This window comes from Limnohabitans curvus, from assembly GCF_003063475.1.
Taxonomy (GTDB): Bacteria; Pseudomonadota; Gammaproteobacteria; order Burkholderiales; family Burkholderiaceae_C; genus Limnohabitans; species Limnohabitans curvus.
This window is the reverse complement of sequence record NZ_NESP01000001.1, coordinates 2,437,329-2,450,868: the sequence shown is the minus strand read 5'-3', so window position 1 is coordinate 2,450,868 and position 13,540 is coordinate 2,437,329. Positions and strand designations below refer to the sequence as shown.

12 protein-coding genes are annotated in these 13,540 nt (G+C 58.6%); 6 read left to right on the top strand and 6 right to left on the bottom strand.

Annotated elements, in window-relative coordinates:
• Nucleotides 1-51: 51 nt before the first annotated feature.
• On the bottom strand, nt 52-939 hold the full coding sequence (locus tag B9Z44_RS12325; RefSeq protein ID WP_094478849.1) for a LysR substrate-binding domain-containing protein: 888 nt from the start codon (nt 937-939) through the stop codon (nt 52-54).
• A 189-nt stretch (nt 940-1,128) separates the two neighbouring features.
• Between B9Z44_RS12325 and phnC the strand changes: the two genes are divergently transcribed.
• From phnC to B9Z44_RS12300, 5 genes are all read left to right on the top strand, one after another.
• On the top strand, nt 1,129-1,977 hold the full coding sequence (gene phnC, locus B9Z44_RS12320) for a phosphonate ABC transporter ATP-binding protein (RefSeq protein ID WP_008903163.1): 849 nt from the start codon (nt 1,129-1,131) through the stop codon (nt 1,975-1,977).
• Nucleotides 1,971-2,846, top strand: coding sequence for a phosphate/phosphite/phosphonate ABC transporter substrate-binding protein (gene phnD / locus B9Z44_RS12315; RefSeq protein WP_094478847.1), 876 nt, complete (start codon nt 1,971-1,973; stop codon nt 2,844-2,846). Before phnC ends, phnD begins: the two co-directional genes overlap by 7 nt.
• On the top strand, nt 2,843-3,643 hold the full coding sequence (phnE, locus tag B9Z44_RS12310) for a phosphonate ABC transporter, permease protein PhnE (RefSeq protein ID WP_094478845.1): 801 nt from the start codon (nt 2,843-2,845) through the stop codon (nt 3,641-3,643). The genes phnD and phnE overlap by 4 nt, the downstream gene beginning before the upstream one ends.
• Nucleotides 3,644-3,660: 17 nt before the next feature.
• Nucleotides 3,661-4,674: a phosphonate dehydrogenase gene (locus B9Z44_RS12305; protein ID WP_094478843.1), complete on the top strand. Its 1,014-nt coding sequence runs from the start codon at nt 3,661-3,663 to the stop codon at nt 4,672-4,674.
• Nucleotides 4,675-4,917: 243 nt separating this feature from the next.
• Nucleotides 4,918-6,213 (top strand): ISL3 family transposase, encoded by a 1,296-nt coding sequence (locus tag B9Z44_RS12300; RefSeq protein ID WP_094478841.1) that lies wholly within the window; start codon nt 4,918-4,920, stop codon nt 6,211-6,213.
• A gap of 561 nt (nt 6,214-6,774) precedes the next feature.
• Here the strand turns inward: B9Z44_RS12300 and B9Z44_RS12295 are convergent.
• From B9Z44_RS12295 to B9Z44_RS12280, 4 genes are read right to left on the bottom strand one after another with little or no spacing between them, the layout of a single operon-like run.
• The gene (locus B9Z44_RS12295; protein ID WP_094478839.1) at nt 6,775-7,257 is read right to left on the bottom strand and encodes a hypothetical protein; all 483 of its coding nucleotides are present in this window, start codon (nt 7,255-7,257) and stop codon (nt 6,775-6,777) included.
• Nucleotides 7,254-9,182, bottom strand: coding sequence for a hypothetical protein (locus B9Z44_RS12290; RefSeq protein ID WP_094478837.1), 1,929 nt, complete (start codon nt 9,180-9,182; stop codon nt 7,254-7,256). Before B9Z44_RS12290 ends, B9Z44_RS12295 begins: the two co-directional genes overlap by 4 nt.
• On the bottom strand, nt 9,179-10,672 hold the full coding sequence (locus B9Z44_RS12285) for a site-specific integrase (RefSeq protein WP_108402562.1): 1,494 nt from the start codon (nt 10,670-10,672) through the stop codon (nt 9,179-9,181). The genes B9Z44_RS12290 and B9Z44_RS12285 overlap by 4 nt, the downstream gene beginning before the upstream one ends.
• Nucleotides 10,669-11,463 carry a tyrosine-type recombinase/integrase gene (locus B9Z44_RS12280; protein ID WP_208110732.1) on the bottom strand — a complete coding sequence of 265 codons (795 nt, stop codon included), beginning with the start codon at nt 11,461-11,463 and terminating at the stop codon, nt 10,669-10,671. Before B9Z44_RS12280 ends, B9Z44_RS12285 begins: the two co-directional genes overlap by 4 nt.
• A 437-nt stretch (nt 11,464-11,900) precedes the next feature.
• On the opposite strand from B9Z44_RS12280, the gene B9Z44_RS12275 reads away from it, so the two are divergent.
• Nucleotides 11,901-12,938 carry a DinB/UmuC family translesion DNA polymerase gene (locus B9Z44_RS12275; RefSeq protein WP_108402561.1) on the top strand — a complete coding sequence of 346 codons (1,038 nt, stop codon included), beginning with the start codon at nt 11,901-11,903 and terminating at the stop codon, nt 12,936-12,938.
• 377 nt (nt 12,939-13,315) lie between these two features.
• On the opposite strand, the gene B9Z44_RS12265 is transcribed toward B9Z44_RS12275, so the two are convergent.
• The gene (locus B9Z44_RS12265) at nt 13,316-13,528 is read right to left on the bottom strand and encodes a hypothetical protein (RefSeq protein ID WP_108402559.1); all 213 of its coding nucleotides are present in this window, start codon (nt 13,526-13,528) and stop codon (nt 13,316-13,318) included.
• Nucleotides 13,529-13,540 lie beyond the last annotated feature (12 nt).

Here is a 13,540-nt window from a genome sequence, read left to right as displayed (position 1 = left end):
GTTGCCCCTCGGTCCCATGCCCCACGGCTGCATGGAATCCAAGTTCCATACCTAGGCAATTTTCTGACTTACGCTATGCGCCAAACCCAGGAAGGTCGAGATCAGAGGAGCTTGATGCCGCTCCTTTCTACAGATGAAGTGCACCTGTGTCACCATGCTGGTGTCTGAAATAGTTAACTTAACAAGGCGAGGATCTGGCCTGTAGGCTGTTTCCGCCACGACGCCTAGGCCCAGCCCCTCCGCCACCGCCTCTCGAACGGACTCGCGGCTGCCCATCTCCAGAGCCACCTGCACCTCGACGCCTCGCTCCTTTAGTTCTTGTTCAAACACGCGTCTGGTCGTCGATCCTTCCTCTCGGATGACGAACCTCTGACCCTGCAGATCACGCAGTTTGAGAGTGGCCCGTTGCGCGAGTGAGTGTTGGGTGTTGCCGAATATCACCAATCGCTGGGTACGGTAAGCCGCGCCAAATAGATCTGGGTGAGCGACGTGATTGAGCACCATGCCCACGTCTCCCTGGTAGTCAAGAATCTTTTCGGTGATGGTTCGCGAGTCGCCTACGCCAACAGCCACGTTGACCTGGGGGAACTGTTTCATGAACAGCTTCAACACGGGCAGCACGTTGTGCGGCCCGATGGCATGGATGACCAGTCGCCCTACGTATTGATTTTTCGCAGCAGCGAGCAGTGCGTGCGCATCTTCCTCGCCACTGAAGGTACGCCGGGTGTAGTTCAACAGAGTGCGTCCAAAGGACGTGAGTTCAAGCCGCCGCCCGCGCCGATGAAAAAGCTCCACGCCGAAGTCGACCTCCAGGCGCTGTATGTGTGAAGAAACAGTCGGTTGTTGAATAGCGAGCACTCTCGCGGCAGCGGTCATGCTGCCGGCTCGGGCCGTTGCGTCAAAGGCCTTCAAGGCTGCGAGGAGGCTGAGTCCAGACATTGATGTGATCTATGGGTGCCCTCATTTTTAGGGATGAAAGTTTCATATTCATGACACATTGGTCACCCAGACTTGAGCTGTGCTTCCACTGAAGCTGTTTCTTCCAGAACCTCCTCTTTCCCGAGAGATACCTCTGACCACTTGAGTCCTGGTGTGCGTCTAGCGCACCACAACAAATGAAACCGAGCTATGAAAACTGCAATTCGCGAGAGCCATCTGAGCTTGCGGGGTATCACGGTGACCTATGCCGATGGTCACACAGCGCTTGCGCCCACCTCGCTGGAGGTACAGCATGGCGGGTTCCTTGTGCTGCTGGGCGCGTCGGGCGCGGGAAAGTCAACGCTGCTGCGCAGCATCAATGGCTTGGTTAGCCCCACAGACGGAGAGGTGTCGGTGGCCGATCTGCCGGGCGGCACCGTCTCAAAACGCAACCTTCTTGAGCATCGGCGCCACTGCGGCATGGTGTTCCAGCAGCACCACCTGATCGGGCGGCAAAGCGTGCTGGCCAATGTGTTGATGGGCAAGCTCGCCACCCGCGGATCTCTGGCGTCGTTGTGGCCTTGGAGCAAGGCTGACAAGCTGGAGGCGCTGGCGGCCATTGACCGCGTAGGCCTGCTTGAGAAAGCCCTAGCACGGGCAGACACCTTGTCTGGTGGGCAACAACAACGCATTGGCATTGCGCGTGCCTTGGTGCAGAAGCCCCGCCTGCTGCTGGCCGATGAGCCGGTGGCCAGCCTCGACCCGGCGACCGCGCAGAGTGTGTTGACCCTGCTTCACGACATCTGCAAGAAAGACCGACTCACGGCCATCGTGAGTCTGCATCAAGTCAACCTCGCGCGCATGTTCGCCGACCGCATTGTGGGCCTTCGCCAGGGCCAGGTGGTGTTCGACGGGACAGCAGCGCAGTTGACGGAAGAAGCCCAGTCTGCCCTGTACGCGAAGTCGTCACCTGTCGAACCGTCCCGTTCTTCCTCACCTGCCAACATGGGCAGTCAATTTGATTCCCCCTCTCAATCCAAGGAGTTTTTACCGTGCTGAATCGCCGCCGTTTCCAATTTATCGCTGCCGCCACTTTGGCCGCCCTGTTGCCACTTGGCGCCCATGCCGAGGGCAAAAATCCTTCCAAGCTTCGCGTTGCACTGTTGCCGGACGAAAACGCCGCCACCATCATTCAGAACGCACAGCCTCTGAAGCGGTACCTGGAACAGACCCTGAAGAAGGAAATAGAGATTACGGTGACTACGGACTACTCGTCGATGATTGAAGCCATGCGCTTTGGCCGCATCGAGGTGGCCTACTTTGGACCGTTCTCTTACGTGCTGGCCAAGTCCAAGGCGCCCAACATTGAGCCTTTTGCCGTTGGCGTGGAGCGCGGCTCTCCGACCTACCAGTCGGTTCTCATTGCCACGGCGGGCGGCCCGGTGAAGACGCTGGCTGACGTTCGAGGAAAGCCGTTTGGCTTTGGCGATCAGGCTTCGACGTCCAGTCACCTTGCACCGCGCGCGCACTTGCTTAAAAACCACCAACTGAACGGCGAGACTGACTACCGCCCCGTTCACCTGGGCACGCACGATGCCGTGGCCCGAGCTGTTCAGGCAGGGCAGGTTCCCGCCGGCGCTCTGTCAAAACCCATTCTGGACAACCTCATCGCAAAGGGCATGGTGGATGCCAACAAGATTGTGCAACTTGAACTGTCGGCACCCATTCCGAACTATCCCATTGCGATGCAAGGTAATCTCACGCCGGAGCTCAAGGAAGCCATCCGAGCCGCCTTTCTTCAGATGAAGGACGCCGAGATTCTCAAATCATTCCGTATCGAGGCCTTTGCCGCTACCGATGACAAGGCCTACGACATTCTTCGCGACACAGCACAGATTCTCAAGCTTGATCTGGGACGCATGAAATGACATCGGTAGCCTTGGAATCCATCATTGCCATTGACGGACAGCGGCGACTCAGACGGCTGGGCGCCGCCTGTGTCGTTCTGTTCGTCTGTGTGGTGGCTTTGCATGTCACCGGTTTCTTTGACGCGCAGCGTTTCATCGAAGGGGCTCCTGCCATTCAGCAGTTGGCCTCTGAGATGGTGCCGCCCAACTTCGCTCGCTGGGAGCAATGGGTCATTCCACTGCGCGACACCTTGGCCATGTCGATCGCAGGCACGGCGCTGACCGTTCTGGCGTCGTTGCCGCTGGCCCTGGTGGCGGCGCCCAACACCGCGCCGAATGCGGTGGTTGGGCGAATCGTCAGAACCATCTTGGCTGCATTTCGGTCTGTGCCTGAAATCATCCTGGGCATTCTGTTCGTCGCGGCCGTGGGCTTTGGGGCATTGCCTGGTGTGCTGGCGTTGGCCCTGCATTCCACGGGCATGGTGGCCAAGTTCTACGCCGAAGCCATAGAGCACGTGGACCCGAAACCTCTGGAGGCCGCTAAGGCCGCGGGCGCAAGCCGGTTTCAGGTCATCACCCATGCTGTGTTACCGCAGGTTTTGCCCCAGTTGGCGGACATCACCATCTACCGATGGGAATATCACTTTCGCGCATCGGCAGTGATGGGCATCGTGGGTGCGGGCGGCATTGGCTTTGAACTCATGGCGGCTCTGCGCCTGATCAAGTACGACGAAGTCTCCGCCATTTTGCTGTCCATCCTCATATGCGTGCTCGTGGTCGACGGCATTGGGTCGGCGCTTCGCAAACATCTGAAATAGAAAGAGAGAGGAAGGTAATGATGCCGAAAATTGTGGTGACGCAGCCCATCCATGAAGCAGTTCTGGCGCGTCTTCGATCCGCCGGTGATGTAGTGATGAATCAAGGGCCTGAGCCTTGGAGCGAGGAAGAGCTTTACCTCCACCTGAAGGACGCCGACGCCATGATGGCGTTCATGCCTGACCGGGTAGACATGCGAACTTTGTTGAACGCTCCACGGCTCAAGACCATCGCTTGCGCATTGAAAGGGTATGACAATTTTGACCTGATGGCCTGTGAAAAAGCGGGGGTCAGCGTGAGCTTTGTGCCAGACCTTCTGACAGAGCCCACGGCAGAGCTGGCCATCGGTCTGGCCATTGCCGCTGCGCGTCACGTGCTCGCTGGCGACACCCGTGTTCGCAGGGGCTACGCCGGCTGGCGTCCTCAGCTGTATGGAATAGGTCTGCACGGCTCGGTCGTGTCGGTCGTTGGCCTGGGCGCCGTGGGACGGGCCATCGTTGACCGCCTCTGCGGATTTGGTTGCGCTCAACTGCTGGGCGTGGACCCGCATGGTGATGACGAACGCCTGACCATGGTGAGCCTGGGTGAGGCCCTGTCGCAATCCGACTATGTCATTCTGGCCGTTCCGCTGCTGGACGTAACGCGTCACCTCGTCAATGACACCATGCTTGAAGGTGTTCGGCGGGGGCAGATCCTGGTCAACATTGGGCGAGGCTCGGTTGTGGACGAGGCTGCCGTGGCACGGGCGCTCAAGGACGAGCGCCTGGGTGCCTACGCCGCCGATGTGTACGAGATGGAAGACTGGCTGCTGGCAGACCGTCCACGCCAGATTCATCCGGAACTCTTGCAACACCCCTCCACGGTTTTCACACCCCACATTGGTTCGGCGGTGAAGAAGGTTCGCCGAGCCATCGAGTTGCAGGCTGCTGAAAATTTGCTCGTTGCGTTAAATGGTAATGAGCCGCTTGCACACTACGAGGCATCGCACCGAGCGGCTCATGTGGCAGCTTCGCACTGCTCGGTGCAGCCATGAGGTCACCACACCAGAGAATGCTTTTGGACGTTCTATGGTTCTGGCCGATCTAATTCTTTGAGAAGACCTTGGCTACGTGTTTCGGACCCGCGGGCCAACTGCGGGGCCCCTCGTCGTTTCGTGTGGAAACCAACGGCGACAATCGGTGGTGGTCGTAGCGCCGTGTGGGCATGTGGGCAAGTCGCAGAGCGGCTTGTCCACATGCCCATGCGGCCTTGTAGTGCATGAACTGGAGGCTGTCTCGTGAGCGTTGGAGTTGAAACGCTGTTTACCAGCGCGTTGGGTTTGGTTGCGCCGTGGGAGGTGGCCAAGGTGGATCTGGACACAGCCAAGCGGCGCATCGACTTTGAGGTGCGCTGCAACGCCAAGTTGCTCAGTTGCCCGCACTGCAACACCCCGGCGCAAGGCATCCATGACCGCCTTCGCCGCTCGTGGCGACACCTTGATTTTTTCCAGTTCGAAGCCTGGCTGCACGCCGATGTGCCGCGGGTGGCCTGCACTGGCTGCGGCAAGACCACGCAGGTGGGTGTGCCCTGGGCTCGCGAAGGCTCTGGCTTTACGGCGCTGTTTGAAGCCTTGGCGTTGTCGCTGTGCCGTGAGCTGCCGGTGCGGCAAGCCGCTGCACTGCTGCGTTGTGCCGACAAGCCCCTGTGGCGGCGCATTGAGTACTATGTTCAACAGGCCCGCGCAATCGACGACATGAGCGAGGTACGTACCGTGGGCATCGACGAGACAAGCCTGCGGCGTGGGCAGCACTACATCACTGTCGTGCACGATCTGGCTGCCAAGCGCCTGCTGTTTGCCACCGAAGGGCGCAGCCACCACTCCGTGTTGGACTTTGCCCAAGACCTCAAGGCCCATGGCGGCGATCCGGCTGTCGTGCATCACGTCTGTCAGGACATGAGTGCTGCCTACACCAAGGGGGTGGGCTTGGCGCTGCCGGCAGCTGCCATCAGCTACGACCGCTTCCATGTCGTCAAGATGGCCATCGAGGCCATGGACGAAGTGCGACGAACCGAATGGCGCGATCAGCCCCATGCCGTGCACGCGGCCTTGGGCGGCACGGACCGCAAAGTGCTCAAGGGCCTGATGTGGGGCATGCGCAAGAACCCACCTGCCTGGAGCGGCCAACAGATCAGCGCCATGCACTGGCTGCAGCACTCCACGCTGAAATCTGCGCGGGCGTGGCGCCTGAAGATGGCCCTGCGCGAGGTCTATGGCGCAGCGCTCAAGCACAACGACCCCAGGCAGGCTCAGGCAGATCTGAGCGCCTGGTTGAGCTGGGCCACACGCTCGCGGCTGGAGCCCTTCAAGAAACTGGCCAAGACCTTGAAGACCCACTTCGCTGGCGTGATCAGCGGCATGCTGGACAACCGATCCAATGCCTTCGTCGAAGCCATGAACGGCCTGTTGCAGCAGGCCAAACGCGCCGCACGAGGCTTCCGAACGGCAGGCAACTTCATCGCCGTCGCATACCTTCGCATGTCCAAGCTGGCCCATCTGCCTGATCACCCCTTCAACCCGGCATCAGCGAAATGAGGCAGGGGCGTTCCACACAAAACGGCATAGAGCCAACTGCGGATGCTCTTCGCAATGGTTCCGATAAGCCGTGCCGCCAAGTATCCGGGGTGGGATTCCCCCGGTTTCTCGGACGGTTTTCTGGGATCGTTGCCTACATCAACACCGACCGCAGCGGGTCGGGAGAACCAATTCATCCTTGGTGTGATCAGTTGCTCCTGCTACCTTGCCCGGCTCGCATCAATAGAGTGACCGGTCTGAGCAACAAAGCGGTCGCTTGAGACCCTGCTCGGCCAATGACCAGTTGCGCAACACGCGAACTTTCAGGCGTTAGGTTCGAGTGTCGGAGATCAGCCTGATGCACTTCTTGGGGAAAAATAGGTCAAGGACTGCACTTGGCCGATAGGAACACCAACACAGTTGCGCTGGCGCTAGCTTTCTTCGGCTACATCAGCGCTCATTGCTGTTGCCACTGCGCGATTAGGTGGTGGATTGGCGACGCGAATCAGTGGAGGTTTTGTTGTGCGAACGCATTGTGGATTTGCTGCAAAAACTCAACCCAGGCAGGTCGGCTCCGACCTGTCAATCTGCCGTTCCGTCTGACATCTTGACGACGCGCAAGGGCAGATGCGTTACTGGACGCTCGGCGTTGGCTGCTGAAAGGCTGTGTACCGCGTCGCCCACCGCCTTGTAGTCTCGCCAGAACCGCTCAAGTGCAGGCCCGCCTCCGGCCATTTGAACCGCGCGGATGAGGCCGGCGTGGGCTGCCACCATATGCGTGAGCTGGGCTTCCAGCCGCTTGATGTCCTGCCGGTAGCCTGCGGCCTGGTCTTGCAGACTGCCGGCGCCCCCACCTCCTGCGACGATTTTGCGTACTCCTTGCTGCTGTGCCTGGGCCGCAGCGATGAGCGCGCTTCTAGCCTCATTGCGCGTGAACGCTGAAGGGTTCTTCAACGTGCTGTGGCGCCGTGCCACCTCCCGCGCCGTGATGTCGATGTTGTCGGTGAGTAGCGTGTTGAGGATGTCGGCCAGCTCCTCGTTCTTGGGGTCTAAGAGCAGCCTCATTTGAAGATGTCCTCTTTCAGGGTGGAATGGTCGATGCCGTCTGCGAAGACGGATTGGTTCGGTTGGGCGTGAAGCGCAGCCGACACACCAGCAATCAGCCGCTCGGCATGGGCAATCTGGTTCTTGCGCCCCACGGTGGTGGCCGGCTTGCAACGAGCCGCGTCCCGCATCGCCACGAGCTTCGAGCGAAGGTCTTCAAGAGTCACCCGGTGCTCAGCGACCCCGCTGGCCGTAAAGTGCTTGCACTGGTCGAAGCACTTGAGGTGTCGAGTGCAGGGATTGACAGAGAAGCTGTTGGTGCAGAAACCGTACGGCGTGACGTGGAAGCCATCTGCGTTGGCCGCCAAGTAGATGAAGGCTGCTTCATCACCGCTCTCGTGCTGGATGCGCTTAAACGATTGCCCCAAATGGCTTTGCAGCGCCATACCACTGACGACCATCTTGCCCACCAATTCCTTGGCGCTTCCTGCGGGAAGGACCTTGGACGCTGCAGGCGGCAGTTTGACGAAGCTCAACTTCTCTGCGAGGTTGCGATGGTCATACTCGTAGCTCTGAGCGACGGTCCGTCGACCGAACTGGTGCGTAATGATGGTGTCAGGCACATTCTTACGGAACATCTCTGTGTTCATGAGATGCCGAAGACTGTGCGGCTTGATTGACATCAACTTCGACTCAGGCGACCGTCCGTACACACTGAACATCGACCGGCCTGCATGACGTCCTAGCGCGATGAGCATTCCCGGGTACAGCATCGGCTTGATTTCTGTGTCCTCTTGAAGGGGAAGCTGGAGCGGGTAAGTTCGTCCTGCCGTACTCCGCCCCAGGCTCAGAAATAGGCGGTCGCTGGTCCAAACTGGCCGCCCGGAGGAGGTACGAAAAATCCGGCAATCCGAGTCAGGAAATCGGCTGGGGTTCTGCTGTTGCAGGCGCAGCAGCTCTCGGACGGGGCCGACAATCTCTACCATCTCAGTGACCGTTGAGACCACAACATCTTCGAACATCGCGGGCACATGCTGGTGTGCCTCAACAAGCAGATTTGGGGCGCCGTCGATGTGCTTCTCGGCGTAATAGTGCAGTCGCAAGGAGCGTGAGACGCCGCCCACCGTTCCGGCCGGGCGGCCGGTGACTATGTCGAGGTGTTCATCCCAAACCAAGCAGTCGGCGGGTATCGTCAGCACCTCCTCGATTCGCAGTCCCGTGAACAGAGCCAGTTTCACGACACCGAAGCGAACTGCGTCCATGTAGGTCTGGGGCGTCTCCTGGAAGACGATTCGCGTCAGTTCAAGTAGCGCGGAAAGGTCCGGTAGCTTCTCGGCGTGCTGGCGTTCCTGCAGCGAGCCGAGCAACGCTGACGACTCCTTCCTTTTTAGTTCCGGGCGGACTGGGCAATGAACGGAGATGAGGTTCTCGTCGATGTACCTCGCGACCGTTGAGAAGTCGCGCGCCGGCTTGTCGGACCAGGCCTTAAGGCCCAAGACGGCGTCAAAGTTTTCACGTGAAAGCTCCCACGGCGGGCATCGAACCAGAGAGAAGAGGCGACGAGCAGCTCTGGCTATTTGTTGTGTGTCGCCGGTCGAGCGGCCGCTGCTGCAGTGCTCGACGATTAGGGCTTTGATGAAGTCCTGCACGTCTTCACCGAGCACCGCGCCTTCCGGCAATTGGCTGGGGTGCCATCCAGTTGAGGCCGCCATCGCGGTCAGGTCGCGCGACACCGCAAAGCCACAACTTCCAGGGACGTGGAGGTCATGGCTTTTGTTCAACTTGCGTAAGTCCCAGTCCGTGTTAGACGTGGCGGCGCCGTTGCTGTCGAGTTCGATGTGCCAGTCAAGTCCGTGCGATGAAGCGACACGACGCATCCGGTCGATGAAGCTCAGATAGGCCTGCGGCGGTGGCGTCAGTTGAGGCGAGAGGATGTGGATGGTCATCCGTGGTTCTTGGGTCGGTCATCAATCAGGGTTAACGCCTGCTGCGCCCCCGCCAGCGCGCGCGTGAGTTGCCGGTAGGCCGGCGTCTCATCGGAGATTCCCTGCTTTAGGTACAGGCGGACTTGGTCGCGCATCCCTTCGATAGCTTCGACGTGGGACTCCCGGTCTAGGGATGGCATGAACTTCGGACAGCCATAGCAAGACGTCACCGGGTTGTAGGCGCAGCTGCTCTGACCCGCTTTGCACAGTCCCACGCCAGCAACCAGCCGATACCCCACCACAGCGCCAATCTGCTGGTCCTCAGGAGCCAGCTGTATCTCGTCGGCTGAGACGAAACTGCCGGTCGATATGTCCAAGAGGCTGTTGTAGAGTTTCGACGCACCGAGCGCCGTGTTGATGAGCTCGGCTTGCTTGAAGCTTGCCCGGATGTAGTGCGACGCGGCCTCTGCGCTCTTGTGGCCGAGGAACGCTTGGATGCTAGCCCTATCATGCCCCGCATCGGCGAGCGTTTGCGCCCCGGTGTGACGGAGCGAGCGCGCCGTGCTGTCCAGTTGCACGGAGAACCGCTTACAGAGAACCACTGCCCTGTCCCAGAAGGTAATTGGTCCGGTTGCGTTGAATAGCCGCTGCCGCCCGTGAGCGAGCGCCGTCGCGTGCAGCCTCGCGACGAGCGGAACCCACTCCGGTTTGACTTGGCGTAGCAACTCGAATTCGTTGCCTGGTGTTTGCTTTGCAGCATGGAACGAGAGCACGCAAGCAAGGTCGTCGCTTGCATCACGGAAGAAGCGGACATGCGTCACGTCGAGGCACAGCGCCTGAACTGGTCGCATACCGTGTTGGTAGGTGATAAGCAGTGCGACAGCGCCCTCCACCTGTCTGTCGGTCAAGTCGTCCTCGCTCGCCGCCGCATCCAGAACTCGAACAATAGCTGCCTGGGCGTCAACGGAAGCCACACGCTCTCTCTTGCCGATGCTTCGCTTGTTCTGCCGTAAGCCTTCCTTCACGAAGGTGTCCAAGCTCTTCACGAGAGGCATGTGAACTGCTCGCCAGTGGCCGGCGCCAGCCTTGCAAGCTAGCTTCAACACGGCCTTCGCGACGTTCGTCTCCAGCGGGTGGCTCAGCACAGTGGTCCAGGTCTCTCGCAGCTTTTCCGCAGGGGTAGCGAGCAGTTCCAAGATGGCTGGCCATTTGGCTATGAGGACGTTGGCGAAGGTCCGGAATGGTGCTGGGGAGGACGCCCGTCGTGTCAGCAGAACAAGCGCTCGCTGTAATTCGCCAACTTGACCCTCGGCGAACTCCAGCCGTACCGTGCTGCCAGCTGCAAAGACCTCCCAGTGACGGTCCGCCAACCTCACCACCGACTCCCGTCCGGAATACTTGTCGAAAAGGGTCATCAACGCGGGGGCAGCGGGCCACTTCCAGTCCAAGGGAGATTTCCCACCATGCTCGGACTGAGGTTGCGGGAGGGCGATTTCAATGGCGTGGTTCACGCAGAAATCCCCCGCATAAGACTAGTCTTTTCAGCAAACAGTGTGTTCCATGCTTGCATCAAGTCGTCCTGAATCGCCGCACGTGCGTAGTGCTCAGGCATGGCTGACCTCGCTGACCATCCGAAGAACGCCCGCATCCGTTGGATTGCCAACTCGCGGTCGGGGTTCAGCTCCATAAACATCGTGTATCTGGCCGTGGCGCAGGTGTGTCGCAGGTCGTGAGGCGAAATGTTCGTCTTGCCGCCAGATCTATCGAAGAGGCTTTGGATTGCCTCGGGTGCCAGGGCATCCGTCAGTTTCCTGAAGACCTTACTTAGTGCCTCGGCAGAGAGCGGGGCCCCCGCCTTGGTGGTCAGTAGGAAACCATGTCCGGCATCGGTAGGTCGATGCTCGGCGGCGAAGTGCTGGTAGAGCAGAGCTAAGTCCTCTGACACCGGAATTTGCCTGTGGGATTCCAGAGTTTTGATGCGTGGCGTGGTCGACCTCGGATCGTTCTCGAACACCGTGGTGATGTCAAGCCAACGAACCACCTCTCCTGACTCCGGGTCCACGTCTTCCTTCAAGGAGTCACAGGCCAACAGCAGTGCTTCGCCACGACGGAGCCCAGCCAGCAGCATTAGGTTGACGATGAGCCAGTTCCGCACGCGCGTTTGATACCCCTTGAAAGGATTTCGAGGCGAGCTGGGATGCGCTACCTCAAGGAGGTCCAGCAGCGTTGTTTTCGGCAGCGCACGAATGAAGCGGAAGCCACCGAGACGGGGGGCGCGCATCCTGCCCATGGCTGCCAGCATAGAAGCAGCTGCGGCCCACTCTGGGTTACTAGGCGCTAAGCGTTTGGCCAGCGATTGCACGAATGCTCTGACTACGCCCCACCGCTGAACATCAGTCGTGTTGTAGGCCGGGTCTGAGGTTGTCGTTAGATAGAACGACTCCACCATGAGCATCACGCCCTCAGCGTCCCGAGTGCTCATACCCTCGTCGAAGGCGTCGGCACCGAAGCGTTCGTCACAGTACCGATAAAAGCTGTCCAGATGCTGGAGGTACAGCTTTCGCGTGCTGGTCGCCTGAGAACTACTCGTGAGGCCTAGGGACCACGCCGTGGACCATAGTCTTGGCATGTGTCTCACGGGGTCAACGATGACATGTTCAGGAACTGCTTGAGTACGGACGAGCACTGGAGATAACGGTTGGGGATACCTCTACGTACAGAGCTTTCCCTCTAATTGAAATGCAACACTGGCCATGGTACCTCTTAATCGACGAGAGCTTTGTAGACATGACGGGCATCCGTGGTGACCTGACAGAGCGGAGTCGCAAAGTGCGTTCTCGCATCTTGCAGTGGACAGGACTGCCAACCTGCATTGGTCTAGGGCCGACCAAGACACTCTCCAAGCTGGCCAATCACATCGCCAAGACCTCTGAGCGCAAACCTGACGTGTACCCCTCGCACCACGCACAAGTGTGCAACCTAGGCGCTTTAAGCAAGCCTGAACTTGATATGCTGTTACAGGCTACTGATGTGGGTGACGTGTGGGGCGTAGGTCGTCGCATCAGCGCACAACTCATCGTGGCAGGTGTGACCAATGCCCTTGAGCTTTCAAGGCTCGACCCTGCAACTGCGAAGGCTCGTTGGTCAGTGGTGTTAGAGCGAACCGTGCGAGAACTTCAAGGCATGCAGTGCATCGACTTTGAAGACAGCCCTGATGACAAAAAGCAAATAGCTTGCACTCGAAGCTTTGGCTATCCAGTGACAGAACGCCACCACTTGCAAGAGGCACTCACTGAATTCGCAAGTCGTGCCGCTGAAAAGCTGCGGAAACAAAACGGCCATGCTAGCCAAGTGTTGACCTTCATACGCACTAGCCCATTCAGACAGAACGACAAGCAATACAGCCGTAGCGCTGTGATTCCACTGCCCTCGCCAACTGCCGACACCGCACAAATTGCAGAGGCGGCAATCGCCATACTTCACGCCATCTACAAACCCAACTTCAAATATGCAAAGGCAGGCGTCATGCTCCTCGACCTGCAACCCGCAACAAGGCATCAGTACACGCTAGACCTAGACGACGACGCACAACACATAGAGAGACGCCAACGTTTGATGCAAACATTGGATGTTGTGAACAAACGATATGGTCGAGGCACTGTCAAGCTGGCAAGCGCAGGGACTCAAACGCAGCACAGCATCTGGCAAATGAAGCAGCAACGCAAGACACCAAGTTACACGACAGATTGGAATGAACTGGGCTTGGTCAGAGCCTGACTCTGTATCAAGCTAAGGGTGGGTATTTCTCCCAAGGCTTTGGCACCTCGGGCGTAAACCACGCTTTGACTGCAAGCCAAGTCCGGCTAAGGAATGGCTCAGGTAGCTTGGTTTCAGGCCGTGGCCCCTGCCTAATTGAGTAAAGCGTCCACGCATATCTCTCCGCCTCTTCTTCTGGGGTGAAACGGCTCACAAAGCCGACCTTCTTAAAGTCCCCGAAAGCAAAAGCTTCTCCACAATTGACACATGCTCTGTCATTGGAAGTCTTCATGTCATCGGGGATATAAACCGAAACAGATGAATACGAAGTTTTTCTGTGGACATGCCCACAGCTAGGACAGGCAACCAAGTCGTAGCCGCTAATGCGTGTCATTAGATTATTTTGCAACTTTCCCAGCAACCAGCTCCTGCACCTGCTTAGCTAGTGATGTAATTTCTTGGTTGCCGCCAGCTTTAGTTTCAAGCATTTTTGCAACTGCGTTCAATGCTTCAAGCATTTGCTCAGAGCTTGCATCACCGCTGATCATTTCTTTTTCAGCAAGTTGTTTTGCGAGATTGGTTATTGATGAAACTTGATTTGATGTGGCCATGAAAATCTCCTG

Bases quoted from the DNA above. Each gene is read 5' to 3' on its own strand.
- B9Z44_RS12325 (WP_094478849.1), bottom strand. From the start codon at position 939: ATGTCTGGACTCAGCCTCCTCGCAGCCTTGAAGGCCTTTGACGCAACG.
- phnC (WP_008903163.1), top strand. From the start codon at position 1,129: ATGAAAACTGCAATTCGCGAGAGCCATCTGAGCTTGCGGGGTATCACG.
- phnE (WP_094478845.1), top strand. From the start codon at position 2,843: ATGACATCGGTAGCCTTGGAATCCATCATTGCCATTGACGGACAGCGG.
- B9Z44_RS12305 (WP_094478843.1), top strand. From the start codon at position 3,661: ATGATGCCGAAAATTGTGGTGACGCAGCCCATCCATGAAGCAGTTCTG.
- B9Z44_RS12295 (WP_094478839.1), bottom strand. From the start codon at position 7,257: ATGAGGCTGCTCTTAGACCCCAAGAACGAGGAGCTGGCCGACATCCTC.
- B9Z44_RS12290 (WP_094478837.1), bottom strand. From the start codon at position 9,182: ATGACCATCCACATCCTCTCGCCTCAACTGACGCCACCGCCGCAGGCC.
- B9Z44_RS12280 (WP_208110732.1), bottom strand. From the start codon at position 11,463: ATGCTGGCAGCCATGGGCAGGATGCGCGCCCCCCGTCTCGGTGGCTTC.
- B9Z44_RS12275 (WP_108402561.1), top strand. From the start codon at position 11,901: ATGCAACACTGGCCATGGTACCTCTTAATCGACGAGAGCTTTGTAGAC.
- B9Z44_RS12265 (WP_108402559.1), bottom strand. From the start codon at position 13,528: ATGGCCACATCAAATCAAGTTTCATCAATAACCAATCTCGCAAAACAA.